Genomic DNA, 25,105 nt, shown 5'->3' with positions numbered 1-25,105 from the left:
CCAGGCGCAAGCGGCCATGCACCTCGAAATACGAAGACGACACCGCATGGTCGTTGCTGTTGGCATGGGTGACCTGCCCCAGCAGGGCGTTCACGTCCTCCAGCGTTTTGAAATGCTGCATCTCCCGTACGGCCACGATTTTGTTGGCGCCCGCCATGTCCAGGCCCTCGATGCTGGCAAGCAGCACCTCGACCCCGGCGGTGTTCAGGTTCACCTGTCTGCGCTCGGGCAGCAGCGCGGCATGCGGGGCCAGCACGGCCACCGTGGCGGGCGAGACTCCCAGCCAGGTCAGCTGGCCCAGGGTTTGCGGCATCAGGGGCGCCTGGCTGCCGCTTTCGGCGGGCGCCTGGGCGGCGCGCAGCCCTTGCACCAGGGTGGCCAGCTCGGACGCGGGCAGGCCCAACTGGTTGAACAGGCGGCCAAACTGGGCCAGTGCCGATTCATTCACCGTACCGCCCTGGACCAGGTTGGTCAGGTTCAGGCGTGACTGCAGGTCGATGATCTGGCCGGACAGAAAAGCGTCCCGGGTGTCGGTGCTGGCGTCGGTTTGCTGGGCCACGTTGCGGTCGGCGGCCAAAAAGGTGGACAGGCGGGCTTCTTCCAGCGGTACCGCCCAGGGTTCGGCCAGGTGGTCGGCGCCCCCGGCGCGGCCATCTTCGATGAGGATCAGGCGCGACCAGTCGAGCGCGCCCAGCAAAATCCAGGCCGATTGCACACGCGCGCGTTCGGCGGTCTCCACCTCGATGGAGCGCCACTGCTGCCACAGGGCAGCGGCGGCAAAGGTGGCGACCAGCGTCACGGTCAGCATGGCTGCCAGCAGGGCCGCGCCGCGTTGTCTGGTGCTCATGTCTTGCCGCCTCCCTTGAGGGGGCTGACCCAGTCGCGCGTGATCTGCCCGGCCAGCCCCTGGCCGGGGGGCAGGTCGAGCTGCAGGCGCACGCCATCGGGAATCAGCACACTGGCCGTGGCGGCATCGGCGGCCGGTGGGCCGCTGCTGGACATGGGGTTGGTCCAGGCGTCGCTGCGGAAATAGAAAACTTTCCAGTCGGCCAGCGGCAGCAGGGCGACTTCGGCGCGCCGGTCGGCTTCGCCCGGGTTACGCGCCCACTGGGCGGCCTGTTGCCAGGCCTGCTCCCAGGCGCCGCGCGTGCGCAGCGGCGGCGACTGCCAGCGCAACCACTGGCTGGTGCCGCCCACGTCGCGGCGGGCCCAGGCCACCACCAGGGCGCCCTCGTCGGGCATCGCAGTGCTGCGCCGGGTGATGCGCAGCACCTGGCCGTCCCAGTCGAGCGGCGTGGTGTGCGGCAAGGGCAGCAGCGCGTCCAGGTCGGTGCCCCACTGCGTGAGCGCGGCCTGCAACACCAGCAACTGGTCGCTGCGCTGGCGGGTTTGTTCTTGTGCGCGCACCATGCCATCTATGCCGCGCCAGCTGAGCAGGGCCATCAGCGCCAGGATGGCCAGGGCCACCAGCAATTCGACCAGCGTGAACCCCCGTGCCGGGCGGGATGGATGGACGGGTGGGAATGCCATGGTCAGCGGCGCCCGACGATGGTGGACAGGCGCAGCACCGGGTACGTGCCATCGAGCACCTGCGCATCCACGCGCCGGAAGCTCGGGTTGGGGGTGGGGCGCACGACGAGGCTCACATCAAAACGGCGCCCGGCCTGCTCGCAGGACTGCAGGTCGTCGCCAATGGCGGGCATTTGCCGCGACAGGCGTATTTTGACGAGTTCGTTCTCGGCGCACAGGTGTGCCAGCAGTACATCGGACTGGCGCTGCGCGTTGCGCGTAAGGGCCGAGGTGGCCTGTGTGCCGGCCGTGAGCGCAATGGCCACGATGCCCAGCGCCACCAGCACCTCCACCAGCGTGAATCCGCCTTGCTGGCTGCCGGATGTCATTGCGGCGGCTCCACGGCAAAGGGGCGCAGGCCATCGGTGCCCACGCGCAAGGTGTGTTCGGGGTGGTCCTGCCGAGACAGCACCACCTGTTGGCGCCCGATCAGCGGCTCAGGCCCCAGGGCCAGATGGGACGGGCCTCGCACCAGAGTGGCAGGGTCAAGCCACTGGCTGGGCAGTTTTTCGGGCGGAAGTCCTTCAAAACGGAAGCCGCCCGGGGCCGTGCGCCAGTACACCGGCATGCCGCTGGCGCGGGACTGGGCGCGCCCGGCCTCCAGCAGCACGGCCAGCCGTTCGGCCTCGCGTTCGAGTTGCGTTTGCCCGCTGTCGCGCATCGCCAGCCCGACACCGGCCGTGCCCAGCGCCATGATGCTGACAACCACCAGCAGTTCAAGAAGAGTGAACCCCCTCTGGGCTGCTGCGCGGCTTCCCCCAAGAGTGCCAATGCCAATGCCGGTGGCCTGGCCAAGCCCGTTCCAATGCACCCCTGGCCTGGGGTGCGTTGGCTTAGGGCGGTTACTGCCAGCTGCCAATGTCGGCATCCTTGCCTTCGCCACCCGACTGGCCGTCGGCCCCGAACGACATCACATCAATCTCGCCTTTCACGCCGGGGCTCAGGTACTGGTAGGGGCGGCCCCAGGGGTCGTTGGGCAGCTTCTCGAGGTAGGGCTTCCAGTTCAGCGGCTGTGGGCCGGTCGTGGGCTTGGCAATCAACGCCTGTAGGCCCTGCTCGGAGGTGGGGTAGCGCTGGTTGTCCAGGCGGTAGAGCTTGAGCGCCTGCATGAGGTTGGTCACATCGGTGCGCGCGGCCGTGGTGCGGGCGTCGTCGGCGCGATCGAGCACGTTGGGCACGATCAGCGCGGCCAGCACGCCGATGATGACCAGCACCACCATCAGCTCAATCAGGGTGAAGCCCCGGGCCAGGCGTTGGCGTGCGTGGCAGGCGGAAAAAACGGGGTGGATCATGTTCATAGGCAATCGGTTGGGTGCAACGGGCCATCCCGTGCAGCGAGTGAATGATAATCGTGTGATGGTGACCAATTCACACAGTCTCTGGGGCGTGCGCCTGACCACCCTGGCCATATGGGCCCTGGCGGCCGCCAGCGCGGCCTATTGGGGCCTGCGCCTGTCGGCCGGTGCCCCTGGTTTGGCTGCGCCTGCCGTGCCATTGGCCGCAGCAGCGCCCGACGTGCAGGCCATGGCCCGATTGCTGGGAGCCGTGGCGGCCCCCGCGCCTGTGGCCGCCGCATCCAGCCGCTTTACGCTGGTGGGCGTGCTGGCAGGGCGCAACAGTGGCGGCGGCGCTGCGCTGATCGCCGTGGACGGCAAACCGGCAAAGCCCTACCGCGTGGGCGCCGCGATCGATACGGGCCTGGTTCTGCAGTCGCTGGGGCCACGCCAGGCACATTTGGGCGCCTCGGCCGCAGGTCCGGCCTCGCTCACGCTGGAAATGCCGCTGCGCAAATAGCGCGCTCGCCCCTCGGGGGTGTTTCCATGGCAGCACAGCTGGGTGCGTGCCACTCAGTAACTCCGCCCGCCCTTGTACATCGCATGCTGGCGCCGCTGCAAGGTGGCCACTTCGCCCAGGCGCGCCATGGCCGCGCCTGCGTGCGCGTGCGTGATGGCCATGCCTAGTGCGTCGGCGGCGTCGGTTCCGGGCAGGCCGGGCAGTTGGAGCAGGCGGCGCACCATTTCCTGCACCTGGCTTTTGGCGGCGCGGCCGTGGCCGACCACGGCTTTCTTCATCTGCAGTGCGGTGTATTCGGCCACGGGCAGGTCGCGTGCCACCAGGGCTGTAATGCAGGCGCCGCGCGCCTGGCCCAGCAACAGGGTGGATTGGGGGTTGACGTTGACGAACACGATCTCCACCGTGGCCACGTCGGGCTCGTAGCGGGCTGCTACTTCGCCAATGCCGTCGAACAGCACTTTCAGACGAGCGGGCAGGTCGCCCAGCGCGAGTTGGGTGGTGCGGATGGTGCCGCTGGCGACATAGCTGAGCTTGTGGCCGTCCACGTCCACCACGCCAAAACCGGTGGTCTGCAGGCCGGGGTCGATGCCAAGGATTCTCATGTACTATTGAAATGATAGCTGTTTGCGCTTGATTTATAAGCGTTAGAGGCAGTTTTTGCTTATAAACCGAAATACCAGCGTACTGAATGGAAAAACACCGGTGCAGCAAAGCACAGTGCGTCCACGCGGTCGAGCAGGCCACCAGCGCCCGTGACGGACTGGCCCTGCATGCCCCAGTTGGTGATGCCGCGATCGCGCTTGAGGGCCTTCATCACCAGGTGCCCCAGGCTGCCCGCCACGCAGGCCAGCAGGGCCATGCCCAGCGCCTGCCCCGGCTTGAAGGGTGTGATGAACGACAGCAGACCGCCCAACACCCCACCCACGCCCACACCGGCCAGCCAGCTGGCCCACTGAAAGCTCTGGCTGACCTGCGGTGCCACGGGCCGGTGGGGCAGGCGGCGGCCCACCAGGTGCTGCACCACCATGCAGGTCTGCACGACCAGCACCAGGAAGAAGACCAGGAAAGCACCCTTGCCCTCGTATTGCGGAAAGTCCAGCAGCAGCGCCGGCACATGGCTCATGCCATAGACGCAGACCATGATGCCCCACTGCAGCTTGGCGCTGCGCTCCAGAAAGCGCTCGGGGTCGTTGGCCAGCGCGCTCACCACGGGCAGTGCCAGGAACACATAAACCGGGATGAACACCGTGAACAGATCGAAGGACCGTGATCCCACAATGATGAACTGCAGCGGCAGCACGACGAAAAAGGCCAGCACCAGGCTGCGGTGATCGCCGCGCCTTGTGGGTGAGAGCGTGATGAACTCGCGCAGTGTCAGGAACGAAACCAGGGCGAACAGCACCGTGGCCATGGTGTCGCCCAGTGCCCAGCTCACCCAGAAAACCGTGGCCATGGCCCAGGAGGTCTGCAGCAGAGCGCGCAGCTGCCGCGCTGCCACCTTGTGTGCCTGGCCTTCGGGGCCGTCGTGGTGCGCTTCGCGCAGGCCGCGCAGAATGGCCCAGAGCGTGATGAGCGTGAGCACGCCAAAGACCACCAGAAACAGCGCTCCGATCTGCTCGGTCGTGGAGAGGCTGCGCAGGAAGTTGTTCATTTACACCTCCCGCAACGCCATCACAGCGTGGCGTGCCCGGTCCAGGAAGGGGCGGCGCGCTTCGCCATCGGCCAGCGCGACGGGCGCGCCAAAGGTCACCGAGCACAGAATGGGCACCGGTACCACCTCGCCCTTGGGGATGACGCGCTGCACGTTGTTGATCCACGCGGGCACCAGCACCACCTGCGGAAACATCTGGGCCAGCCGGAACAGGCCCGATTTGAAGGGTTGCGGGTCGTCGCCATGGCCGCGCGTGCCTTCGGGGAAAATGATGATCGAGTCGCCACTCTCGAGCGCCCGCACCAGCGGCGCCAGCGGGTCGTTATCGGGCAGGGCGGCGCGCAGCGCCTCGGGGCTGGGCGCGGGTTCGGGCGTTGGCGGGGCAGGGTCTGGCCCACCCGCCGTGCCGTCGGCGGTGTCGTGGGCAGGTGCTGCAGGGGCAGGCGGTGGGGTGGCGGCCTGGCGCTCGACGTAGATGGCGTTGAACACAGCGGTGGTGATCCATTGCCGGAACGGTGTTTTGGTCCAGTAATCCCGCGCGGCAATCGGCCGGGTGATGCTGCGTAGCTCTTCGGGCAGGGCGGCCCAGATCAGCACCAGGTCGGCGTGGCTCTGGTGGTTGGCGAAGTAGATGCGCTGCTCCGCCTTGGGCGGGCAGCCATACCAGCGCGCCTGCGACCCGGTGAGCAGACGCACCAGGCCCAGCAGGAAGAAACCCATCAACTTGGCAAGCATGGGCCATGATACGGTGCTGTAGAGGGGGTAAGACGGGGCGAGAGCCGGTGTACGGAGTTTTTGCGCATTCCCCAAGTGCACAGAGTAAGCTATAAGCGTTGTAGCAACATTGCGTTTGTGGAAAAGCGGCCGAGAGTTTTTGCCGTCAAGAATTCCAGGCAGCGGTCCACGCTGCAGCAATGCAATCACAGCCATGGCACCTGCTTGAAGGGAGGCGATCGACTATGGATTTTGTCGGTATGGCGCTGAGCGAGTCTGATGGCAGCATCCTGCTTCACGTGCAGCCTGCACAAGGGCGGGGCGATATCGATGCTGCGGCGCTGCACGATTGGCTGGTGCGCGAGGGTTATGGCGACTGCCTGCTGCACCACGAGGCGTTGGAGCGTGCCGCCCAGGACGCCAAGAGCGCGCCTGCTCCCTTCTCGCTACCCGTTGCAAAGCGCTGTAACGCCCTCGTGCGCATCCATGTTGCCACGGATGCCATGTCTGCCAGTCTGGATATAACACCCGCACAAGGCGGGGTGTCGGCCACGGTCCAGGACGTGCACCAGGGCCTCATTCTTGCAGGGGTAGTGGCTGAAGTCGACGCGCAGGCCATCGCCCAGGCGGTCGCCGCCGGAGCCTGCGAAGCCGTGGTCGTGGCGCGCGGTGTGCCGGCGCAGGATGGGCACGATGCGGAGTTTGAGGAGCTGATTCCTGCGGCGCCCGACCGAACGCCCAGGGTGGATGAGAACGGTTTCATTGACTACCGCGAGCATGGGGAAATCGTCATGGTGCATACCGGCGCCTTGCTGATGCGCCGCCGACCGGCCACGCTGGGTGTTGCGGGCGTTACCGTGCGCGGCGAGCCCCTGTTGGCCCAACCCGGACTGGACGAGCCCTTCGCTGCGCAGCTGACGGGTGCCAAGGTGTCCGACGAAGACCCCAACCTGCTCCAGGCCAGCCAGACCGGCCACCCCGTTCGGGTGCGCGGCGGCGTGATGATCGAGCCTGTCCTGCGTCTTGCAGAGGTCAATATGGAGACTGGCAACATCCATTACGACGGAACGGTGCAGGTCGATGGCGACATCGGCCAAGGCATGCAAGTGCACGCAAGCGGTGATGTCATTGTCGGCGGCATGGTGGACGGCGGTATTGTCCAGGCCGGTGGTGCCATCAAGGTCACGGGCGGCGTCATTGCCCACGCCAGGCTGCGCGCCGCAGGCGCCATCAGCGCGCGCTTTGCCGAGGCTGCGCAGTTGTATGCCGGCACCTCCATCGACATTGGCGACACCGTAATGGAGTGTGAACTGCAATCGCTCAACCAGATCATGATTGGTGCCAGTGCACCGCAACGCGGGCGGCTGATCGGTGGCCGCGCCACCGCCATGATGCTGATCCAGGTGCCGTTGCTGGGTTCATCCAGCGCAGGTGTGACCAGGCTGGTGCTTGGCGCCAACCCTGAACTCGAAGCCCGCTACCTTGCCTTGCAGCAGCAGATGGAAAAAGAATTGGCGGCGCAGGACAGCTTGCTCAAATTGATCGCCCATCTGACTGCCGCAGGCGACCCTAAGGACATGCTCGGGCGCGCACAGGCTTCGTTGAAAAATGCGCAGAACGTGCATGCCCAGTCCCAGTTGGCGGTGGAAGACCTCGAGCAGCAACTGGCAAAGACACGCCATGCGGCGGTCAACGTTGGTATGGCAGTGGCTGGCGCCGTGGACATCGCCTTTGGTCGCGTGCAGGCGCGCCTGCGCCGTGAGTACCGGACGGGCAGCTTTCGGCTCGATAGCGAGGGCGTTGTCGTATTTACCGACCGCAGTGGCTACGCAGTGCCTGCGGTGTAGCGGTGGCGTATCCTTGCCCGGACAGATGGTGCTGTGGACGTATGGCGAGTGCAGACCGCAAGCAATGCGCCAGGTGCGATCCTGGTGAAGGCCCATGGATGGTGTGCAACAGGCCCATGGAGCGTGCGTGAGTCAGCAGGCTGCAGTCCATCAGGCATTCCATCGACGTTGCCTTCCAAAAGAACTTTGAAGCCTATGGATGGGGTGTAAATGGCTACCAGTGAGATAGCAAAAAGCCCGTAGGTGTTGTTGCCTACGGGCTTTTTGCGTATGAGGCGGGCGCCTCAGGACAGGGCCGAGCCCTGCCCGGTGGGCATTACATGCCCATGCCGCCCATGCCGCCCATGCCACCCATATCAGGCATGCCGCCGCCAGCGCCGGCTTCATCCTTCGGCGATTCGGCGACCATGCACTCGGTCGTCAGCATCAGCGAGGAGACAGAAGCAGCGTTCTGCAGCGCAGTGCGCGTGACCTTGGTGGGGTCCAGAATGCCCATTTCGATCATGTCGCCATAGGTGTCGTTGGCGGCGTTGAAGCCGTAGTTGCCCTTGCCACCCAGAATGGCGTTGACCACCACCGATGGCTCGCCACCGGCGTTGGCCACGATTTCGCGCAGGGGCGCTTCGATGGCCTTGAGCACCAGCTTGATACCGGCGTCCTGGTCAGCGTTGTCACCCTTGATCTCGCCAGCCGCTTGGCGTGCGCGCAGCAGGGCCACGCCACCGCCGGCCACGATGCCTTCTTCCACGGCAGCGCGGGTTGCGTGCAGGGCGTCTTCCACGCGCGCCTTCTTTTCCTTCATCTCGACTTCGGTGGCAGCGCCGACCTTGATCACGGCCACACCGCCGGCCAGCTTGGCCACGCGCTCTTGCAGCTTTTCGCGGTCGTAGTCGGAGGTGGCTTCTTCGATCTGCACACGCACTTGCTTGACGCGCGCTTCGATGTCAGCGGCCTGGCCTTCACCGTCGATGATGATGGTGTTTTCCTTGCCCACTTCAATGCGCTTGGCCGAACCCAGGTCGGCCAGGGTCACTTTTTCCAGCGTCAGGCCGACTTCTTCAGCGATGACCTTGCCGCCCGTCAGGATGGCGATGTCTTCCAGCATGGCCTTGCGGCGGTCGCCAAAGCCAGGGGCCTTGACAGCGACGACCTTCAGGATGCCGCGGATAGTGTTGACCACCAGCGTGGCCAGGGCTTCGCCTTCGATATCTTCTGCAATGATCAACAGAGGACGGCCGGCCTTGGCGACTTGCTCCAGCGTGGGCAGCAGGTCGCGGATGTTGCTGATCTTCTTGTCGAACAGCAGCACGAAGGGGTTGTCCAGAATCGCGGATTGCTTGTCGGGGTTGTTGATGAAGTAGGGCGAGAGGTAGCCGCGGTCGAACTGCATGCCTTCGACGACTTCGAGTTCGGATTCCAGCGATTTGCCGTCTTCGACGGTGATCACGCCTTCTTTGCCGACCTTGTCCATCGCATCGGCAATGATCTTGCCAATGGTTTCGTCCGAGTTGGCCGAAATGGAGCCGACCTGGGCGATTTCCTTGGAGGTGGTGGTGGCCTTGGAGGCTTTCTTCAGCTCAGCGACCAGGGCTGTGACAGCCTTGTCGATGCCGCGCTTCAGATCCATCGGGTTCATGCCGGCGGCCACGTACTTCATGCCTTCGCGCACGATGGCCTGGGCCAGCACGGTGGCGGTGGTGGTGCCGTCACCAGCGATGTCGGAGGTCTTGGAAGCGACTTCCTTGACCATCTGCGCGCCCATGTTCTGCAGCTTGTCCTTGAGCTCGATCTCCTTGGCGACGGACACACCGTCCTTGGTCACGGTGGGGGCGCCGAACGAGCGCTCGAGCACCACGTTGCGGCCTTTAGGGCCCAGGGTGGTCTTGACGGCGTTGGCCAGAATGTTTACACCTTCGACCATGCGTGCGCGGGCTTCGCCGCCGAAAACTACGTCTTTTGCTGCCATTTTGGAGCTCCTGAATATGGGTTAAATACGGTTCCAGCGCCCGTCTGTCAAGCGCTGTAAGCTATCAATAAAGTAGCTTGCGAATTACTTCTCAACGACGGCAAAAAGGTCGTCTTCCTTCATGACCAGCAGCTCGTCGCCATCGACCTTGACGGTCTGGCCGCTGTACTTGCCAAACAGAACGCGGTCACCGACCTTGACGCTCATGGCGATGCGCTCGCCGTCTTCGTCGTGCTTGCCCGGGCCCACGGCCAGCACTTCACCCTGGTCGGGCTTCTCGGCGGCGTTGTCGGGGATGAAGATGCCGGAGGCGGTCTTGGTTTCGCTTTCGATGCGCTTGACGATCACACGGTCGTTCAGGGGGCGAAGTTTCATTGCATATCTCCTGGATTCAAAAAACACTTGCGATGCAAAGCGCCTGATAGGCAGACGCTCAGTAATTTCAGCTCGATATGGGGTGCTGCTAGCACTCACATCGGGCGAGTGCTAATGATAAGGGCATTTGGCGGCGTTTCAAGAGGAGGGCCTTTGTCACCATGGCAAAAGCCACCATTTCTGGTGGCCGATGCGGTGGCGTGGCGCACCAGGGTACGGGGCCCAAGCGGGGGGAAGTCGCGTCTAGCTTTGAGCCTCGGCAGGCGCCAGCAAGCCCAGAAAGCTGTCGAGGATATGAAAATGGTCCTCGAAGTATTCGTCTTCCAGCCTCGCAAGTGCGTCGATGGCCACCCATTCGGCCTGTGCGGCGTCGTCATCGGCAAGCACGTGCGGTGGTGGTCGATCGCCCAGGTCGAAGTAGTGCGCATGGGTGATGGTGCGCCCGCGTTGGCTACGCGCCGGATGGTCGAAAACGCGTACCGCCTGGAACGCCTGCGCCAGCGCATCCGTTGGCAGGTCGCAATGGGTTTCCTCCGCCAGTTCGCGCAGGCAGCTTTGCCACAGGGTTTCGTTGGATTCAATAAACCCACCGGGCAGTGCCAGCAGGCCGCGCCCTGGTGCATGGGCGCGCCGGATCAGCAGCACCTGGTTGCGGCAGCGCAGCAGTGCATCGACGGTGACAAAAACAGGCGGATAGGGCGCTGCAGACCACGCTTGGCGGGCCGCCTGCAGCGCGTGCCACTCGCCCTGCAGTGCACTGTAGGCGGGGTGCAGGGCAAATTGGCGCAGAAAATCGAGACTGGAATCGGGCAACTCGTCCTGTATCTGGGCCAAGGCTGCTTGGGCGTGGCCCGGTGCGGCCGAAAAATAGGCGGCGCGCAAGGGCGTGGCATCGGTGTCGGTCTGCCGAGCCAGGGCGCGCAACTCCCAATGGGGAAAGCTGCGCAAATAACCGCTGGTGGCATCCTTGAAGTGCCCGATCAGGCAGATTTTGGTCCGCTCCGGCGATGATTCGCCCTGCTGCACAAGGCAATCGTGCACGCTCGCCTGCACTGCGTGCGCCCACCGGGCTTCGTCGAAGTAGTCGCGTATCGGAAGCATGTGCACCCGTGCCTGGTCGGACTCGGGTAGCGCACCGTGCAGCAAGGCGGCACGTTCTTGCCAGGTGAAAGGGTTGCGCGGCGAACGCGCGGCATGGGCAGAGCCCAGCACGACAATGACCTGGCGCGCTGCGGCAAGTGCATCGCGCAGCAGTGCCAGATGGCCGTTGTGTACGGGCTGGAAGCGCCCAATGAGGATGGCGGTGTCGTACATGCTTTGAAAAAATGAACTGCTGGCGCTGGTGTATGCAGCGCAGGTGTTGATTTTCAGTCAAATGGGTCGAACACGCCTACCAGAAAGCCACGGCGCGTGGTGGGCATACGGCCCGATAGACCACAGGGGATAAATCTGGCGCAAACGCACACTTTGTGCCGGGCTTGTCGCTGTGGGCCAGATCAGCGCGCATGGCGCAGTCAAAACGAATAAAAGAGATCCATGTCTTTGCGGCTTAAATTCAATCTGGTGCTGCCGGGGGTGCCGCCATGGCCAAGGTTGTGTGGGTGCAACCGCGTGGTGCAGGCGCAGGAGGCCGTCTGAATCAGCGCCCAGTCCTGCTCAGGCAGGGCTGGGCTTTTTTCGTTTACCTCAGCGCCTTGCGGGCAGCCCCAACGCCCAGCACCGCCAGGATGACGAACAGCACGGCAATTGCCAGGAAGATGAAGAACAGGATCTTGGCAATACCGGCCGCGCCGGCTGCGATGCCGGTAAAACCGAGCGCGCCGGCGATCAGCGAGACGATGGCGAAGATGATGGCGTACTTGAGCATGTCGTTCCCCTTGAAGGACCCCGCGCGCTGGATGGCGCGGCTTGTCTGCAAAGGTAGCGGGGCGACCCGTCGTACGCCGTAGGAAGTGGGGCGAAGCGCTTGTAGGACGAACCGGGCATGTAGGCCCGGTCCATCCTGGTGCCGTGGTTGGCGCCCCGACACTGCGCTTGGGTGCGGCGCGCCCTACAGCCCGGCTGCTGCCCGCAGCGCTGGGGCTTTGTGGCTTCGGCCCGGCCCTGCGGGCCTTCACTTCGCTGCGTGAAATGAGCCTGCGCCGCAAGGTTGCCGACCCGCTGCGCGGGTTGCCGGGCTTACAGCCCAGCCGCTGCACGCAGTGCTGGGGCTTTGTGGCTTCAGCCCGGCCCTGCGGGCCTTCACTTCGCTGCGCGAAATGAGCCTGCGCCGCAAGGCTGCCGAACCCGCTGCGCGGGTTGCCGGGCTTACAGCCCAGCCGCTGCACGCAGCGCGGCAGCCTTGTCCGTTCTCTCCCAGGTGAACTCGGGTTCGTCGCGGCCGAAGTGGCCGTAAGCGGCGGTCTTTTCGTAGATGGGGCGCAGCAGATCCAGCATCTGGATGATGCCCTTGGGGCGCAGGTCGAACTGCGCGGCCACCAGCTTGGCGATCTCGGAGTCGGGGATCACGCCCGTGCCCTCGGTGTAGACCGTGATGTTCATCGGGTGTGCCACGCCGATGGCGTAGGCCACCTGGATCTGGCACTGGCGCGCCAGCCCAGCGGCCACGACGTTCTTGGCCACGTAGCGTGCGGCGTAGGCTGCGCTGCGGTCTACCTTGGTCGGGTCTTTGCCGCTGAAGGCGCCGCCGCCGTGCGGGCAGGCACCACCGTAGGTATCGACAATGATCTTGCGGCCCGTCAGGCCGCAGTCGCCCTGCGGACCACCGACGACGAAACGGCCTGTGGGATTGATCAGGTACTTGGTGCCCTGCAGCCACTCTTTGGGCAGCACGGGCTTGATGATTTCCTCGATCACAGCCTCGATGAAGCTGGCTTTCATCTTCGTTTGCGTCTCGCTCTGGTCGGGGCTGTGCTGCGTCGAGAGCACCACGGTGTCGATGCTGTGGGGCTTGCCGTCCACATAGCGCATGGTCACCTGGCTTTTGGCATCGGGGCGCAGGAAGGGCAGGCGTCCGTCCTTGCGCACCTGGGCCTGGCGCTCCATCAAGCGATGGGCGTAATAGATGGGTGCGGGCATCAGGTCTGGCGTTTCGTCGCAGGCGTAGCCAAACATCAGGCCCTGGTCACCGGCACCGGTGTTGAGGTGGTCGTCTGACGCATGGTCCACGCCCTGGGCGATATCGTTGCTCTGCTTGTCGTAGGCGACGAGCACGGCGCACCCTTTGTAATCGATGCCGTAGTCGGTGTTGTCGTAGCCGATACGTTTGATGGTGTCGCGCGCCACCTGGATGTAGTCCACATGCGCGTTGGTGGTGATCTCGCCGGCCAGCACGACCAAGCCCGTGTTGGTCAAGGTTTCGGCTGCAACGCGGGAGAGAGGATCCTGTGTGAAGATCGCGTCAAGGATCGCATCGGAGATCTGGTCCGCCACCTTGTCGGGGTGGCCTTCCGAGACAGATTCGGATGTGAAAAGAAAGTCGTTCGCCATTTGAATAAACTCCTGTGTTCCGGCATCGTTGGGCGTTGCCCGAAGCCTTGGGAGCTCTGGCGAACGCTTTAGCAGATTTATTTAGTGTCGCCCTGCAAGTTGCTCATTTAACTCAGCGACCCCGTCATTTTAATGCCTTTTGTATTCTGGTTTTTTTCCTTGCTGCCTTTGTGGCTGCTGCACGCCCTGGGTGCGCTCATGGGGTGGACGGCGTTTCTGGCCTCGGCCACGTACCGGCGGCGGTTTCTGCACAACGCCGCGCTGGCAGGCTACGGCTTCACGCAAGTGCGCGCTGCGGTGGCCCATGCCGGGCGCATGGCGGCCGAGTTGCCACGGCTGTGGCTGGGGGCCACGCCGCCTTGTCGCATCGTGGGCGCCGAGCATCTGCTGCAAGCCCATGCGGCAGGGCGGGGCATTGTGTTTCTCACCCCACACTTGGGGTGTTTTGAGATGTCGGCCCAGGCCGTGGCCCAGCGCTGGGGCGCTGCGCACGGCCCCATCACCGTGCTGTACCGCCCGGCGCGCCAGCCTTGGCTGGCCCGGGTGATGGAGACCGCGCGCAACCGCCCGGGCATGCAGGCCGTACCCACCACGCTGGCGGGTGTGCGCCAGATGATCAAGGCGCTGCGCCGGGGTGAGGCCGTGGGTCTGCTGCCCGACCAGGTGCCGCCCGAGGGGCAGGGCCTGTGGGCGCCATTCTTTGGGCGTGACGCCTATACCATGACCCTGGCCGTGCGCCTGGCCCAGCAGACCGGGGCCACCGTGCTGCTGGCGCGCTGCGAGCGCCAGCCCTGGGGGCGGGGTTTTTTGCTGGTGATCGAGCCGCTGCCTGCGGCGCTCGATGATTCTCTGGAGGCCGCTGTGCTGCAAATCAACCGCGCCATGGAGCACATCATTCGCCAGTGCCCGGACCAGTACCTGTGGGGCTATGCCCGCTACAAGCAGCCGCGCGCCGAGGCATCCGCCGGAGGTGTTGCATGAGCGGCCGCCTTGGGGTGTGGTTCATGGGCATGCTGGCGTATCTGCCGCTGCCGGTATTGCGCGCCATCGGCTGGCTGATCGGGCAGGTGCTGTACGTGCTGGCGGCGCCGCGCCGCCGTGTGGCACTGCGCAATCTGGAATTGTGCTTTCCGCAGGCCACACTGGCGCAGCGCAAGGCCTGGGCGCGCGAGACTTTCGTGGTGTTTTGCCAGACCTGGCTGGACCGCAGCTGGCTGTGGTCTGCGCCGCGCGATGTGGTGCTGCAGCGCGTGAAGCTGCAGGGCGCTGTGCACGAGTTGGAAGGTGATGCACCCACCATCATCTTTGCGCCGCATTTCTACGGCATGGATGCGGGGGGGCTGGCCTTGCCCCTGCGCACCCAGCGCGCGTTCACGTCCATTTTCTCGACGCACCCCAATCCCGCGGTGGATGCTTGGTTCATGGCGGGGCGCCAGCGCTTTGGAGATGTGCGCATGCTCAACCGCGCCGACGGGGTGAAGCCCATCATTTCCAGCCTGCGCAAAGGCGGGCTGCTGTATCTGTTGTCCGACATGGATTTTGGTCCGGGCGAGTCGATCTTCGTGCCGTTCTACGGCGTGCCCACGGCCACGGTGCCTTCGCTGTCACGCTTTGCCCGGCTGGGCCGCGCCAAGGTGCTGGGCATGTACACGCGCTTGACGCCCACGGGCTATGTGGCTGAGCTGTCTCCCGCCTGGGAGCATTTCCCCACCGACGATGTAGAGGCCGACACAGCGCGCATGAACCGTGAGTTGCAGAGCTACATCGACACCATGCCGGGCCAGTACTACTGGGTACACAAGCGTTTCAAGACCCGGCCCGAGGGTGAGCCAGGTGTTTACTGAGTACCTCTGAGGCGCCTGTGGCCAGGGTTTGGAAGGGTGAATTTATGCCCAATTGGCTCGCAGCCCTTATGCAGAGAGCGCAAGCAGCTATTCTTTTGATTGCAAAAAATCCGCGAGCCTTTGGCGCACCAGTTCGGGCTGTTCATGCACCAGCCAGTGCGAGGCTCCGGCGATCTGTTGGAGTTGCAATTGCGGCACCCAGCCTGGCAGGCCGTCCAGCAGGCCGGGCAGCAGCGCCGGGTCGTCCATGCCCCAGAGCACCAGCGTAGGCATCGCCACTGTCAGCATGGACGCAGGCATGCTGACAGTGGCGGCCCCGGCGTCGCCCTCGCGGGGCGGGCGCAGCGGGCTGGCGCGGTAATAGTTGCAGGCGCCCGTCAATCCTTGCTGCCACAGTGCACGGTACTGCGCCCGCACGGCGTCGGTCAGCCAGGCGGGCGCGCGGCCGTCGGGGGCATTGAAGAAAGCGAACAGGCGGCGGAAGTCGTCCTCGGCCAATAACGCCTCGGCATCGGGGCGGCACAGGAAATGCATGTACTGGCTGGCTGCCTGCTGGGCGGGGCTGTGCTGCAACTCGCGCAAAAAGGCGCCGGGGTGCGGTGAATTCACAATGGCCAGGCGGCGCAGGCGTTGCGGCCACTGGTTGGCCAGGTTCCAGGCGACGGCGCCGCCCCAGTCGTGCGCCACCAGGCATTCAAGGGGCGCTCCGTCGGCGCATTCCACCGCGATCAGCGCTGCCAGGTCCTGCACCAGGTATTTGGCGCGGTAGGCCTCGGCTTCTGGTGGGCTGCTGGAGCGCCCAAAGCCCCGCATGTAAGGCGCTATGCAGCGGTAGCCGCCGTGGGCAGGTTGCGAAAAGTGCGCCAGCAGGTCGTCCCAGATGAAGGCGCCTTCTGGAAAGCCATGCAGAAACATGAGCACCGGGCGGCCCCGCTCACCGCTCACATGGCAGTGCAGGGTCGTGCCGTGGGGCAGGGGAATGTCGATACGGGTGATCATTTTGCTATTTAAAAGAGAGCTTTCTGCGCTTTATTTATAAGCGCTAGAGGCCATTTTTACTGAAAATGAAACCGCTGCCGCCCTGCACCGGGTGTCAGCCTTGGGGCGCTGCCGGGGTGACTGGCTCGGCGGCTCCATCCGGGTGGGCCCACTGCCACAGGAGTTGTGCGGTCTCGTCCACGCCCTGTTTCTTGAGCGCAGAGAACATCTTCACCTCGCCCCCGCCGGCCTGCAGTCGCCCAATCGACAGCGCCTTGGCCTGTTCGGCGCGGGTCAGCTTGTCGGCCTTGGTGAGCAGTACCAGAAACTTCAGGCCTTCCTCGACGCGCGGGCGCACGACTTCGAGCAGAGCCTCGTCCAGTTCGGTCAGACCCAGGCGCGGATCGCACAGCAGCACGATGCCCGTCAGGCTGGTGCGGCTGACCAGGTAATTCACCATCACCTGCTGCCAGCGCTTCTTGTCGGTGCGCGACACCGCTGCATAGCCGTAGCCGGGCAGGTCGGCCAATACTGCGTCGGTGATGCCCTGGCGGCCCAGTGAAAACAGATTGATGTGCTGCGTGCGCCCCGGTTTCTTGGAGGCAAAGGCCAACTGCTTTTGCTGAGCCAGGGTGTTAATGCACGAGGACTTTCCCGCGTTGGAGCGTCCGACGAAGGCGATCTCCGGCACATCCACGGGCGGCAACTGGTGCAGTTGCGCGGCGGTGGTGAGGAAGCGCGCCGTGTGCATCCAGCCCATGGCGGTCCGGGCATCGGGTGCGGGCGAAACAGGGCCAGCAGTTGGCGCAGGAACAGAGAGTGTCATGGATCAATAGGATGCGTTGGAGCCTCATTGTAGAATCGCGTGGTTTAGCGCCACCACAACGAAGTCCCTCGATATGAAGTTGCTCGCCTCCTTGCTCATGGCTGCCGTGCTGGCAGCTCCCGCTCTTCCTGCTTTTGCTGCGGACGCCGCCCCGGTACCCGCCAAGCCCGACCTTGCGAAGGGCGAAGCCAGTTATTCCACCGTTTGCGTGGCTTGCCACGCGGCCGACGGCAATTCGAGCATTGCTGAAAATCCCAAGCTGGCGCAACAGCACCCCGCCTATTTGGTCAAGCAGCTGGAAGAATTCAAGTCGGGCAAGCGCGCCAGCGCCATCATGCAAGGCTTTGCCTCCATGCTGTCGGACGAGGACATGAAGAACGTGGCTGCCTGGCTGGCTTCCAAGCCCGCTGCCGAGAATGCTGCCAAGGACAAAAACCTGGTGGTGATGGGCGAGCGCATCTACCGCGGCGGTATCCCGGACCGCCAGATCGCCGCCTGCGCTGCCTGCCACAGCCCCAATGGCGCTGGTATTCCCGCGCAGTACCCCCGTCTGTCGGGCCAGCACGCGGTCTACACCGAGGCCCAGCTCAAGGCTTTCCGTGACGGCGTGCGCAACAATAATATCCACATGACCGGTGTGGCCGCCAAGCTGAACGACCGCGAAATCGCTGCGGTATCGGACTACATCGCCGGGCTGCGTTGATCGCTGCGCGCTGTCCGGGGCGGTTTTGCCGCCACTGTACGGAACCAATCGCGCACGACTAACCCCAATGCGGGCGGGCCCATCTTTGGATGGCCCGCCCTTTTTCTTTCTGCGCTGCATACTCTCCACCCATGTCTGACACCACCCACGGCGTGCGCATCCGCACGGGTTCGCACGCGATGCGCGCCGGTATCGAGCTGTTGTCCTCGATGCGTTTCGCCATTGCGCTGCTGACGATCATTTGTATCGCCTCGGTGATTGGCACGGTGCTCAAGCAGCACGAACCTGCTATCAACTACGTCAACCAGTTTGGCCCCTTCTGGGCGGAGCTGTTTGCGGCCGTGCAGCTCAACACGGTATACAGCGCCTGGTGGTTTTTGCTGATCTTGGCGTTTCTGGTCACCAGCACCTCGCTGTGCATTGCGCGCAATACCCCGAAAATCATTGCCGATCTCAAGACCTACAAAGAGAACATCCGCGAGCAAAATCTGCGCGCTTTCCATCACAAGGCCGAGGCCGCCCTGGAACAAAGCACCGAAACCGAAGCCCGGCGCATTGGCCAGATGCTGGTGGGCGGCGGCTGGAAGGTGCGTTTGCAGCAGCGTGACACCGCTGCAGGCCCGGGTACGGGCTGGATGGTGGCCGCCAAGGCGGGCGCAGCCAACAAAATTGGCTACATCGCGGCGCACAGTGCCATCGTGCTGGTGTGTCTGGGCGGCTTGCTCGATGGCGATCTGATCGTGCGTGCGCAGATGTGGGTGGGCGGCAAAACGCCGTTTGCCGGTGGCGGCATGATTGCCGACGTACGCCCTGAGCACCGTTTGAGTGAACGCAACCCCACGTTCCGCGGCAATCTGGTGGTCAGCGAAGGCGCGCAGGCAAGTACTGCCATCCTGAGCCAGTCTGATGGCGTGCTGCTGCAGGAGCTGCCTTTCGCGGTGGAGCTTAAAAAATTCATCGTCGAGTACTACTCCACGGGAATGCCCAAGCTGTTTGCCAGTGAGGTCATCATCCACGACAAGGCCACGGGCGAGACCGTTCCGGCGCGCATTGAGGTCAACCATCCGGCCAGCTACAAGGGGGTCGAGATTTACCAGTCGAGCTTTGACGACGGCGGATCTACGGTGTCTTTGCACGCGCTGCCGCTGACAGCGAATGCGGCGGCGTTCGATGTGCAGGGCACCATTGGCACCAGCTCCCGCCTGGCCCAAGGCGTGGGGGGGGAGCCGATGTCGCTGGAATTCACCTCGCTGCGCACCATCAACGTAGAAAATTTTGGCAATAACGAAGACGCTACCGGCACCGACGTTCGCAAGGTGGATTTGCGCCACTCCATCGACGCCCGCATGGGCGCGGCCAACAAGACCGAGAGCAAAACGGATTTGCGCAATGTCGGCCCCAGCATCGGTTACAAGCTGCGCGATGCGGCAGGCCAGGCGCGCGAGTTCCACAACTACATGCTGCCTGTGGACATGGGCGACGGCTCGCCTGCGGTTTTCTTGTTCGGCGTGCGCGAAAAACCATCCGATCCTTTCCGTTACTTGCGCCTGCCGGTCGATGCGCAGGGTGGGATCAACGGTTTCATGCGCCTGCATGCGGCACTGTCCAGTCCCGCCGATCGTGCGGAGGCTGTGCGCCGCTATGTGGCCCAGGCCGTCGATCCGGGCCGTAAAGAGCTGTCGGCACAACTGGCCGAATCGACTTCGCGGGCGCTGACGCTTTTTGCCGGGCGCACGGATGAAGCGGGCAAACGCCATGGCGGGTTGGCGGCTATCTCCGAGTTTATGGAAGCCAATGTTCCCGAGGCAGAACGCTCGCGTGCCGGCGAGGTGCTGATCCGGATTTTGAATGGCGCGTTATACGAACTGGCGCAGATCACCCAAGAGCGCGCCGGGCTTGCGCCGCTTCAACCGGGTAACCAGACACTGGGGTTCATGACACAGTCGGTGATGGCGCTGAGCGATGTCCAGTTCTATCCGGCGCCTGTGCTGTTCGAACTCAAGGATTTCAAACAGGTGCAGGCCAGTGTCTTCCAGGTAGCGCGTGCGCCGGGTAAAAACGTGGTGTATCTGGGCTGCGCCTTGCTGATTCTGGGGGTGTTTTCCATGCTCTATATTCGTGAGCGCCGCGTCTGGGTCTGGCTGGCCCCCCGCGATGGGCGTACCCATGCCACCATGGCACTTTCGACCAATCGCAAGACAATGGATGGCGACCGCGAGTTTGCCCAACTGACCGAAAAACTCATTGGGGCGGCACCTTCGAGCCGCCATGGAGGCTCCACATGAATACCGCTAGCACCATCACGGTGACCCTCAATGAGGGCTTCTTCTCCCGCCGAAACTGGCTGGACTGGCTCTTTGCTGCCATTGTGGTGGTGGGGGGGCTGTATGCGTTGCAGCGTTACGGCGCCTACATGGACATCTATGAAAAAGGCATTTTGCTTGCCGCCATCCCCAGCCTGGTATGGCTGGGCTGGTTTTGGCGGCCCCTGCGCTCCTTGATGCTGGCGGTGGCTGCACTCTCGTTGATGGCCATCGGTCTGTACCAGATCGATGGTGCAGGCAGCCTGGGGCGCGCCGAAACAGTGTTCGGCCTCAAGTATTTTCTGTCCAGCCAGTCGGCCATCCTGTGGATGAGCATGCTGTTCTTCATGGCAACGCTGTTCTACTGGATCGGCATGTTCTCGCGCGGCGAGGGCGATGTGATGTCTCTCATCGGCTCACGCCTCGTTTGGGTCGCCGTGGGCATGGCCTTGATCGGCACCATGGTGCGCTGGTATGAAAGCTACTTGCTTGGCCCTGACATCGGCCATATTCCGGTGAGCAACCTCTATGAGGTGTTTGTCATGTTCTGCTGGATGACCGCGCTGTTCTACCTGTACTACGAAGAGCAGTACGGCACGCGCGCCCTGGGCGGTTTTGTCATGCTGGTGGTCAGCGCAGCGGTGGGTTTTCTGTTGTGGTACACGGTGGTGCGCGACGCGCATGAAATCCAGCCTCTGGTACCTGCTCTCAAAAGCTGGTGGATGAAGCTGCACGTACCCGCCAACTTCATTGGCTACGGTACCTTTGCGTTGTCGGCCATGGTGGCTTTTGCTTACTTGATCAAGCAGCAGGCGACCGAGACACGCTGGTACAAACTGGCACCGCTGTGGCTGCTGGGCGTGGTGCTGTGCTTTGAGCCCCTGGTTTTCCGTCAGGGCTCCACCGCCGCGGGCAGCAGCTACTGGATGGTGTATTTCGGCGTATCCGCGCTCATCGTTGCCAGCATTTTGCTGGGCCGTAAGCGTATCGGTGAGCGCCTGCCCTCGTTCGAGGTGCTCGATGACCTGATGTACAAGTCCATCGCGGTGGGTTTTGCGTTTTTCACCATTGCCACCGTGCTGGGCGCACTCTGGGCCGCCGAGGCCTGGGGCGGCTACTGGAGCTGGGACCCCAAGGAAACCTGGGCGTTGATCGTCTGGCTCAATTACGCTGCCTGGCTGCACATGCGCCTGATGAAGGGTTTGCGCGGTACGGTGTCCGCCTGGTGGGCGCTGGTGGGCTTGGTGGTCACCACCTTTGCCTTCCTCGGGGTCAACATGTTCCTGAGCGGTCTGCACAGCTACGGCACACTGTAGTAGGTGGGTAAGCGGGGCCCGGCCAGCGGGTTTTTGGTGAGCGTTGTAATCTGAACAATGAATGGAACGAATTGGTTTTCATTTCGCTCTATCTGTCACAGCAACCAAAACCCCCCACTGGAGCAATTCGATGGCCCATTTTTCCCGCGATACGGGGTTCCAGCACCCTGTCGCTTCTGAAATTACCCCCCGTGGGGTGTACGAAGAGCGCCGCCAACTGCTGCGCCAATGTGCTGCGGGCTTGGCAGGTGCCACGTTGGCCGCCTGGGCGGGTCGCGAGGCACTGGCCCAGGTGCAGGCACCAGGCAAGTTGACCGCATTGCCCGGCATCAAATCGGCCGTGGCGGGTGCAGTCACGATGGAAAAACCCACCAGCTACCAGGACGCTAGCAGCTACAACAATTTCTACGAGTTCGGGACCGACAAGGCCGACCCGGCCCGCAACGCCCATACGCTGAAAACGACGCCCTGGACGATAGAGATCGAAGGGCTGGTGAAGAAACCCGGTCGCTACGGTCTCGAAGACTTGCTCAAGCTCAGTGCCATGGAAGAGCGCATCTACCGCATGCGCTGCGTGGAAGGTTGGTCAATGGTGATTCCTTGGGTAGGTTATTCGCTGGCCGACCTGATTCGGCGTGTCGAGCCCCTGGGAAGTGCCAAATATGTGGAGTTTCTGACGCTGGCCGACAAGGCCACCATGCCCGGTGTGGGTTCGCGCGTGCTGGACTGGCCTTATACCGAGGGCCTGCGGCTGGACGAAGCCATGCACCCGTTGACCCTGCTGACTTTTGGCATGTACGGCGAGGTGCTACCGAAACAAAATGGTGCGCCGGTGCGCATTGTGGTGCCGTGGAAATATGGCTTCAAGAGCGCCAAGAGCATTGTCAAGATTCGCTTCACCGACAAAGAGCCTCCCACTGCCTGGAACAAGGCCGCCATCCAGGAGTACGGGTTTTATTCCAACGTGAATCCCCAGGTGGACCACCCGCGCTGGAGCCAAGCCACTGAGCGCCGTATTGGCGAAGATGGTCTTTTCGCCCGCAGGCGCAAGACTCTGATGTTCAATGGATACGAGGCACAAGTGGGGCAGCTGTATGCCGGCATGGACCTCAAAAAGTTCTATTGACGACCTACCGTTCTGAGCAGACGGTGCTGCTGCGTGCCGCTATTTCCATGAAAAAATTGTTGATGCACCCCGCTGCCAAACCCCTGGTCTTTGGGCTGGCGCTGCTGCCCCTGGCCTGGCTGGTCTTTGCCGCCGCCACGGACGCGCTGGGTGCCAACCCGGCCGAGGCCTTGATTCGCGCGCTGGGCGATTGGACGTTACGCATGCTGTGCCTAGTGCTGGCGGTAACGCCTTTGCGGGTGATGACCGCAACGCCTGCGCTGGCGCGTTTTCGCCGCATGCTGGGTCTATTTGTCTTTTTTTACGCGGCAATGCACCTGTTGGCGTATGCCTGGTTTGACATGGGTCTGGACGGTGCCGAGATTGTGCGCGATGTCATCAAGCGTCCCTTCATCCTCGTCGGCATGTTGGCGGGGGTGTTGTTGACGCTGCTAGCGGCAACCTCGTTCAACCGTGCTATCCGATGGCTCGGCGGCGCCCGTTGGCGGGCGCTGCACCGCGCGGTGTACGCCGTGGCGGGGCTGGCGATTCTGCATTTCTACTGGATGCGGGCCGGCAAGAACAACTTTGCCGAGGTCTGGTTGTACGGCGCCATTCTGGCTGTTCTGCTGGGCTGGCGGCTCTGGCGCCGCGTATGCCAGCGCGAAAAATCCACGCGCATTGGCGGAGCCGTTGCAGCGGATTGATGCTATTTAAAATATAGCTGTTAACGCTTGATGGTAAAGCGTTAGAGCCTTATTTTAGTAGTATTTCATTGTGGAAGGTGTCGGCCGCGGTCTCACGCTGCCGGATCAGTTGGGCCTGGTCGCCGTCCACCAGCACCTCGGCCGCACGCCCCCGGGTGTTGTAGTTGCTGGACATGGACATGCAGTACGCCCCTGCCGACAGCACAGCCAGCCGGTCACCCGCCTGCACGGCCAGGCTGCGGTCGCGGCCGATCCAGTCGCCGCTCTCGCAGACCGGCCCCACTACGTCGTAGATCTGCTCGGCATCGCTGGAAGCTTGTACCGGTACGATGGCGTGGAAAGCCTGGTACATGGCCGGGCGGGGTAGATCGTTCATGGCGGCATCAACGATGCAGAAGTTCTTTTCTTCGCCAGGTTTGAGATACAGCACTTCGGTGACGCATATACCTGCATTGCCGACCAGCGAGCGACCGGGTTCGATCATGAACTGGCGGTCACCAAAGCCGCGCGCGTCGATTCGGGAGAACAACTGCTGCCACAGCGCATCGGCAGCAGGAGGTGTGTCGCCGTTGTAGTTGATCCCCAGTCCGCCGCCAAAATCAATGTGGTGGATGGGAATGCCTGCTGCCTCGATCTGCTCCACCAGATCGAGCATGCGCTCGGTGGCATCGAGGTAAGGTGTGACTTCTGTGATCTGCGAGCCGATATGGAAATCAATGCCCACCACGCGCAGGCCCGGCAGGGCCGCCGCGCGCTGGTACGTAGCGAGGGTGCGTTCATGGGCCACGCCAAATTTGTTGCCCTTGAGGCCGGTGGAAATATAGGGGTGCGTTTTGGGATCGATATTCGGATTCACGCGGATGCTGACCGGTGCCGTCGTGCCCGCCGCCACAGCCACTTCGCTCAGCACTTCCAGCTCGGCTTCGCTCTCCACGTTGAAGCACAGAATACCGGCCTGCAGGGCCTGCCGCATCTCGTGCCGCGTTTTGCCCACGCCAGAGAAAATCACCTTGCCGGGGTCTCCGCCTGCAGCGATGACCCGTTCCAGTTCACCGCCCGAGACGATGTCGAATCCGCAGCCCTGGCGAGCAAAAAACTGCAGCAACGCCAACGAAGAATTGGCCTTCATCGCATAGCAAATATGCAGCTTGCGCCCGGCAAAGCCGCGCTGGTAGGCCGATAGTGCATCACGCATCGAAGCGGTTGAATAGATGAACAGCGGTGTGCCGTACTGCGCAGCAAGCTCGCTGGCGCGCAGCCCCTCGACGCACAGTGCGTTGTCACGGTAGGCAATATGGGGAGCGCCGGGCAGGGCCTTGGAAGTCATGGTGTGGCAGTCGAAGCAGGGGTGGAAGGGTGTGGTGCAGCGGGGTCGGCAGAGCTGGGTACCAGTGTTTGCGGCAGGGTGGCGCGCTGGCGTGCTGCTGCGTCGGTCGGCAGAAACAGCGGACCACGCTGACCACAGGCACTCAGGCTTGCCACGCTGGCAGCAAGGATTAAGGCACTGACTAGAATTTGTATCGCTCTCAACATATTGAAATTGTAATGACCGACCTTGAATTCATGGACTGTGCCGAGCTTTTATTGCAGGCGGTAGAGCAATGCTGCGACCGGATCAACGATGAGACGGACGCCGATATCGACAACCAGCGCTCTGGCGGCATGATCACTCTGATGTTCAGCAACCGCAGCCAAATCATCATCAATCTGCAAAGGCCCTTGCACGAAGTCTGGATGGCCGCGCAGTCCGGGGGCTACCACTACCGTTTTGACGGCAGCGCATGGCGGGACACCAAGGGAGGCAATGAGTTCTTTGCCCAGCTGCGCAGCGATGCTGCGGCGCAATCAGGGTTGCAACTGGACTTCAGAGGGTAATGCGCCAGGCGCATTCAGGCGCACTACGTTCTCCTGATATTGG

Annotated in this window: 27 protein-coding genes; 10 read left to right on the top strand and 17 right to left on the bottom strand. The window is 63.4% G+C overall.

Going from position 1 to position 25,105, the window contains the following annotated elements:
- From gspK to gspG, 5 genes are all read right to left on the bottom strand, one after another.
- The coding region (gene gspK, locus ACYVOC_RS02910; RefSeq protein WP_461160818.1) for a type II secretion system minor pseudopilin GspK at positions 1 to 847 on the bottom strand (847 nt) is incomplete at its 3' end.
- Positions 844 to 1,530: a PulJ/GspJ family protein gene (locus ACYVOC_RS02905; protein ID WP_116004803.1), complete on the bottom strand. Its 687-nt coding sequence runs from the start codon at positions 1,528 to 1,530 to the stop codon at positions 844 to 846. The genes gspK and ACYVOC_RS02905, both read right to left, overlap by 4 nt.
- A gap of 2 nt (positions 1,531 to 1,532) precedes the next feature.
- Positions 1,533 to 1,898 (bottom strand): type II secretion system minor pseudopilin GspI, encoded by a 366-nt coding sequence (gene gspI, locus ACYVOC_RS02900; RefSeq protein WP_116004802.1) that lies wholly within the window; start codon positions 1,896 to 1,898, stop codon positions 1,533 to 1,535.
- Positions 1,895 to 2,347, bottom strand: a complete 453-nt coding sequence (locus ACYVOC_RS02895) for a prepilin-type N-terminal cleavage/methylation domain-containing protein (RefSeq protein WP_370453687.1) — start codon at positions 2,345 to 2,347, stop codon at positions 1,895 to 1,897. Before ACYVOC_RS02895 ends, gspI begins: the two co-directional genes overlap by 4 nt.
- 64 nt (positions 2,348 to 2,411) lie before the next feature.
- Complete coding sequence (gene gspG / locus ACYVOC_RS02890; RefSeq protein WP_116004800.1) at positions 2,412 to 2,867, bottom strand: type II secretion system major pseudopilin GspG; 456 nt, start codon at positions 2,865 to 2,867, stop codon at positions 2,412 to 2,414.
- 58 nt (positions 2,868 to 2,925) lie between these two features.
- Here gspG and ACYVOC_RS02885 point away from each other — a divergent pair, with 58 nt between their 5' ends.
- On the top strand, positions 2,926 to 3,363 hold the full coding sequence (locus tag ACYVOC_RS02885; protein ID WP_116004799.1) for a type II secretion system protein N: 438 nt from the start codon (positions 2,926 to 2,928) through the stop codon (positions 3,361 to 3,363).
- Between the two features lie 53 nt (positions 3,364 to 3,416).
- Here the strand turns inward: ACYVOC_RS02885 and ruvC are convergent, their stop codons facing one another.
- The 3 genes from ruvC to ACYVOC_RS02870 are packed head-to-tail and all read right to left on the bottom strand — an operon-like array spanning position 3,417 to position 5,749.
- Positions 3,417 to 3,965, bottom strand: coding sequence for a crossover junction endodeoxyribonuclease RuvC (ruvC, locus tag ACYVOC_RS02880; protein WP_116004798.1), 549 nt, complete (start codon positions 3,963 to 3,965; stop codon positions 3,417 to 3,419).
- Between the two features lie 59 nt (positions 3,966 to 4,024).
- Positions 4,025 to 5,014: a phosphatidate cytidylyltransferase gene (locus ACYVOC_RS02875; RefSeq protein WP_461160817.1), complete on the bottom strand. Its 990-nt coding sequence runs from the start codon at positions 5,012 to 5,014 to the stop codon at positions 4,025 to 4,027.
- Entirely contained in the window at positions 5,015 to 5,749 is a 735-nt protein-coding gene (locus ACYVOC_RS02870) for a lysophospholipid acyltransferase family protein (RefSeq protein ID WP_116004796.1), read from the bottom strand. It abuts the gene before it with no gap.
- Between the two features lie 224 nt (positions 5,750 to 5,973).
- On the opposite strand from ACYVOC_RS02870, the gene ACYVOC_RS02865 reads away from it, so the two are divergent.
- Positions 5,974 to 7,575, top strand: coding sequence for a DUF342 domain-containing protein (locus ACYVOC_RS02865; protein ID WP_158550305.1), 1,602 nt, complete (start codon positions 5,974 to 5,976; stop codon positions 7,573 to 7,575).
- Between the two features lie 316 nt (positions 7,576 to 7,891).
- Here ACYVOC_RS02865 and groL read toward each other — a convergent pair whose 3' ends face one another.
- From groL to metK, 5 genes are all read right to left on the bottom strand, one after another.
- The gene (groL, locus tag ACYVOC_RS02860) at positions 7,892 to 9,541 is read right to left on the bottom strand and encodes a chaperonin GroEL (RefSeq protein WP_116004794.1); all 1,650 of its coding nucleotides are present in this window, start codon (positions 9,539 to 9,541) and stop codon (positions 7,892 to 7,894) included.
- An 84-nt stretch (positions 9,542 to 9,625) separates the two neighbouring features.
- Positions 9,626 to 9,916: a co-chaperone GroES gene (gene groES, locus ACYVOC_RS02855; protein WP_116004793.1), complete on the bottom strand. Its 291-nt coding sequence runs from the start codon at positions 9,914 to 9,916 to the stop codon at positions 9,626 to 9,628.
- 243 nt (positions 9,917 to 10,159) lie between these two features.
- Positions 10,160 to 11,230: an NUDIX domain-containing protein gene (locus ACYVOC_RS02850; RefSeq protein WP_461160816.1), complete on the bottom strand. Its 1,071-nt coding sequence runs from the start codon at positions 11,228 to 11,230 to the stop codon at positions 10,160 to 10,162.
- A 367-nt stretch (positions 11,231 to 11,597) separates the two neighbouring features.
- The gene (locus tag ACYVOC_RS02845) at positions 11,598 to 11,783 is read right to left on the bottom strand and encodes a DUF1328 domain-containing protein (protein ID WP_116006136.1); all 186 of its coding nucleotides are present in this window, start codon (positions 11,781 to 11,783) and stop codon (positions 11,598 to 11,600) included.
- Between the two features lie 440 nt (positions 11,784 to 12,223).
- Positions 12,224 to 13,405 carry a methionine adenosyltransferase gene (gene metK / locus ACYVOC_RS02840; RefSeq protein ID WP_461160815.1) on the bottom strand — a complete coding sequence of 394 codons (1,182 nt, stop codon included), beginning with the start codon at positions 13,403 to 13,405 and terminating at the stop codon, positions 12,224 to 12,226.
- A 132-nt stretch (positions 13,406 to 13,537) separates the two neighbouring features.
- On the opposite strand from metK, the gene ACYVOC_RS02835 reads away from it, so the two are divergent.
- Positions 13,538 to 14,386, top strand: coding sequence for a lysophospholipid acyltransferase family protein (locus ACYVOC_RS02835; RefSeq protein ID WP_461160814.1), 849 nt, complete (start codon positions 13,538 to 13,540; stop codon positions 14,384 to 14,386).
- Positions 14,383 to 15,249, top strand: coding sequence for a lysophospholipid acyltransferase family protein (locus tag ACYVOC_RS02830; RefSeq protein WP_461160813.1), 867 nt, complete (start codon positions 14,383 to 14,385; stop codon positions 15,247 to 15,249). Before ACYVOC_RS02835 ends, ACYVOC_RS02830 begins: the two co-directional genes overlap by 4 nt.
- Positions 15,250 to 15,336: 87 nt before the next feature.
- On the opposite strand, the gene ACYVOC_RS02825 is transcribed toward ACYVOC_RS02830, so the two are convergent.
- Positions 15,337 to 16,248 carry an alpha/beta fold hydrolase gene (locus ACYVOC_RS02825; protein WP_116004788.1) on the bottom strand — a complete coding sequence of 304 codons (912 nt, stop codon included), beginning with the start codon at positions 16,246 to 16,248 and terminating at the stop codon, positions 15,337 to 15,339.
- A gap of 94 nt (positions 16,249 to 16,342) precedes the next feature.
- Positions 16,343 to 17,053: a ribosome biogenesis GTP-binding protein YihA/YsxC gene (gene yihA, locus ACYVOC_RS02820; protein WP_461160812.1), complete on the bottom strand. Its 711-nt coding sequence runs from the start codon at positions 17,051 to 17,053 to the stop codon at positions 16,343 to 16,345.
- Between the two features lie 73 nt (positions 17,054 to 17,126).
- Here yihA and ACYVOC_RS02815 point away from each other — a divergent pair, with 73 nt between their 5' ends.
- The 5 genes from ACYVOC_RS02815 to ACYVOC_RS02795 all read left to right on the top strand — a co-directional run bounded on the left by ACYVOC_RS02815 (position 17,127) and on the right by ACYVOC_RS02795 (position 23,187).
- Positions 17,127 to 17,756, top strand: a complete 630-nt coding sequence (locus ACYVOC_RS02815) for a c-type cytochrome (RefSeq protein WP_116004786.1) — start codon at positions 17,127 to 17,129, stop codon at positions 17,754 to 17,756.
- A 131-nt stretch (positions 17,757 to 17,887) separates the two neighbouring features.
- Positions 17,888 to 20,041 (top strand): cytochrome c biogenesis protein ResB, encoded by a 2,154-nt coding sequence (locus ACYVOC_RS02810; protein ID WP_461160811.1) that lies wholly within the window; start codon positions 17,888 to 17,890, stop codon positions 20,039 to 20,041.
- Positions 20,038 to 21,375, top strand: a complete 1,338-nt coding sequence (gene ccsB, locus ACYVOC_RS02805; RefSeq protein WP_116004784.1) for a c-type cytochrome biogenesis protein CcsB — start codon at positions 20,038 to 20,040, stop codon at positions 21,373 to 21,375. Before ACYVOC_RS02810 ends, ccsB begins: the two co-directional genes overlap by 4 nt.
- Before the next feature lie 130 nt (positions 21,376 to 21,505).
- On the top strand, positions 21,506 to 22,501 hold the full coding sequence (msrP, locus tag ACYVOC_RS02800) for a protein-methionine-sulfoxide reductase catalytic subunit MsrP (protein ID WP_461160810.1): 996 nt from the start codon (positions 21,506 to 21,508) through the stop codon (positions 22,499 to 22,501).
- Positions 22,502 to 22,548: 47 nt separating this feature from the next.
- Entirely contained in the window at positions 22,549 to 23,187 is a 639-nt protein-coding gene (locus ACYVOC_RS02795) for a protein-methionine-sulfoxide reductase heme-binding subunit MsrQ (protein WP_116006135.1), read from the top strand.
- Between the two features lie 49 nt (positions 23,188 to 23,236).
- Here ACYVOC_RS02795 and lysA read toward each other — a convergent pair whose 3' ends face one another.
- Positions 23,237 to 24,514 carry a diaminopimelate decarboxylase gene (lysA, locus tag ACYVOC_RS02790; protein WP_461160809.1) on the bottom strand — a complete coding sequence of 426 codons (1,278 nt, stop codon included), beginning with the start codon at positions 24,512 to 24,514 and terminating at the stop codon, positions 23,237 to 23,239.
- Positions 24,511 to 24,720: an LPS translocon maturation chaperone LptM gene (lptM, locus tag ACYVOC_RS02785; protein ID WP_461160808.1), complete on the bottom strand. Its 210-nt coding sequence runs from the start codon at positions 24,718 to 24,720 to the stop codon at positions 24,511 to 24,513. Before lptM ends, lysA begins: the two co-directional genes overlap by 4 nt.
- A gap of 12 nt (positions 24,721 to 24,732) precedes the next feature.
- Here lptM and cyaY point away from each other — a divergent pair, with 12 nt between their 5' ends.
- A complete protein-coding gene (gene cyaY, locus ACYVOC_RS02780) occupies positions 24,733 to 25,062 on the top strand; it encodes an iron donor protein CyaY (RefSeq protein ID WP_116004780.1) in 330 nt (109 codons plus the stop codon).
- The last annotated feature ends 43 nt before the right edge of the window (positions 25,063 to 25,105 follow it).

The sequence above is a fragment of the Simplicispira piscis genome, assembly GCF_054783455.1.
This window is presented reverse-complemented; position numbering and strand designations above follow the sequence as displayed.

Bases quoted from the DNA above. Each gene is read 5' to 3' on its own strand.
- ACYVOC_RS02905 (WP_116004803.1), bottom strand. From the start codon at position 1,530: ATGGCATTCCCACCCGTCCATCCATCCCGCCCGGCACGGGGGTTCACG.
- gspI (WP_116004802.1), bottom strand. From the start codon at position 1,898: ATGACATCCGGCAGCCAGCAAGGCGGATTCACGCTGGTGGAGGTGCTG.
- gspG (WP_116004800.1), bottom strand. From the start codon at position 2,867: ATGAACATGATCCACCCCGTTTTTTCCGCCTGCCACGCACGCCAACGC.
- ACYVOC_RS02885 (WP_116004799.1), top strand. From the start codon at position 2,926: ATGGTGACCAATTCACACAGTCTCTGGGGCGTGCGCCTGACCACCCTG.
- ruvC (WP_116004798.1), bottom strand. From the start codon at position 3,965: ATGAGAATCCTTGGCATCGACCCCGGCCTGCAGACCACCGGTTTTGGC.
- ACYVOC_RS02875 (WP_461160817.1), bottom strand. From the start codon at position 5,014: ATGAACAACTTCCTGCGCAGCCTCTCCACGACCGAGCAGATCGGAGCG.
- ACYVOC_RS02870 (WP_116004796.1), bottom strand. From the start codon at position 5,749: ATGCTTGCCAAGTTGATGGGTTTCTTCCTGCTGGGCCTGGTGCGTCTG.
- ACYVOC_RS02865 (WP_158550305.1), top strand. From the start codon at position 5,974: ATGGATTTTGTCGGTATGGCGCTGAGCGAGTCTGATGGCAGCATCCTG.
- groL (WP_116004794.1), bottom strand. From the start codon at position 9,541: ATGGCAGCAAAAGACGTAGTTTTCGGCGGCGAAGCCCGCGCACGCATG.
- groES (WP_116004793.1), bottom strand. From the start codon at position 9,916: ATGAAACTTCGCCCCCTGAACGACCGTGTGATCGTCAAGCGCATCGAA.
- ACYVOC_RS02850 (WP_461160816.1), bottom strand. From the start codon at position 11,230: ATGTACGACACCGCCATCCTCATTGGGCGCTTCCAGCCCGTACACAAC.
- ACYVOC_RS02845 (WP_116006136.1), bottom strand. From the start codon at position 11,783: ATGCTCAAGTACGCCATCATCTTCGCCATCGTCTCGCTGATCGCCGGC.
- metK (WP_461160815.1), bottom strand. From the start codon at position 13,405: ATGGCGAACGACTTTCTTTTCACATCCGAATCTGTCTCGGAAGGCCAC.
- ACYVOC_RS02835 (WP_461160814.1), top strand. From the start codon at position 13,538: ATGCCTTTTGTATTCTGGTTTTTTTCCTTGCTGCCTTTGTGGCTGCTG.
- ACYVOC_RS02830 (WP_461160813.1), top strand. From the start codon at position 14,383: ATGAGCGGCCGCCTTGGGGTGTGGTTCATGGGCATGCTGGCGTATCTG.
- ACYVOC_RS02825 (WP_116004788.1), bottom strand. From the start codon at position 16,248: ATGATCACCCGTATCGACATTCCCCTGCCCCACGGCACGACCCTGCAC.
- yihA (WP_461160812.1), bottom strand. From the start codon at position 17,053: ATGACACTCTCTGTTCCTGCGCCAACTGCTGGCCCTGTTTCGCCCGCA.
- ACYVOC_RS02815 (WP_116004786.1), top strand. From the start codon at position 17,127: ATGAAGTTGCTCGCCTCCTTGCTCATGGCTGCCGTGCTGGCAGCTCCC.
- ACYVOC_RS02810 (WP_461160811.1), top strand. From the start codon at position 17,888: ATGTCTGACACCACCCACGGCGTGCGCATCCGCACGGGTTCGCACGCG.
- ccsB (WP_116004784.1), top strand. From the start codon at position 20,038: ATGAATACCGCTAGCACCATCACGGTGACCCTCAATGAGGGCTTCTTC.
- msrP (WP_461160810.1), top strand. From the start codon at position 21,506: ATGGCCCATTTTTCCCGCGATACGGGGTTCCAGCACCCTGTCGCTTCT.
- ACYVOC_RS02795 (WP_116006135.1), top strand. From the start codon at position 22,549: ATGAAAAAATTGTTGATGCACCCCGCTGCCAAACCCCTGGTCTTTGGG.
- lysA (WP_461160809.1), bottom strand. From the start codon at position 24,514: ATGACTTCCAAGGCCCTGCCCGGCGCTCCCCATATTGCCTACCGTGAC.
- lptM (WP_461160808.1), bottom strand. From the start codon at position 24,720: ATGTTGAGAGCGATACAAATTCTAGTCAGTGCCTTAATCCTTGCTGCC.
- cyaY (WP_116004780.1), top strand. From the start codon at position 24,733: ATGACCGACCTTGAATTCATGGACTGTGCCGAGCTTTTATTGCAGGCG.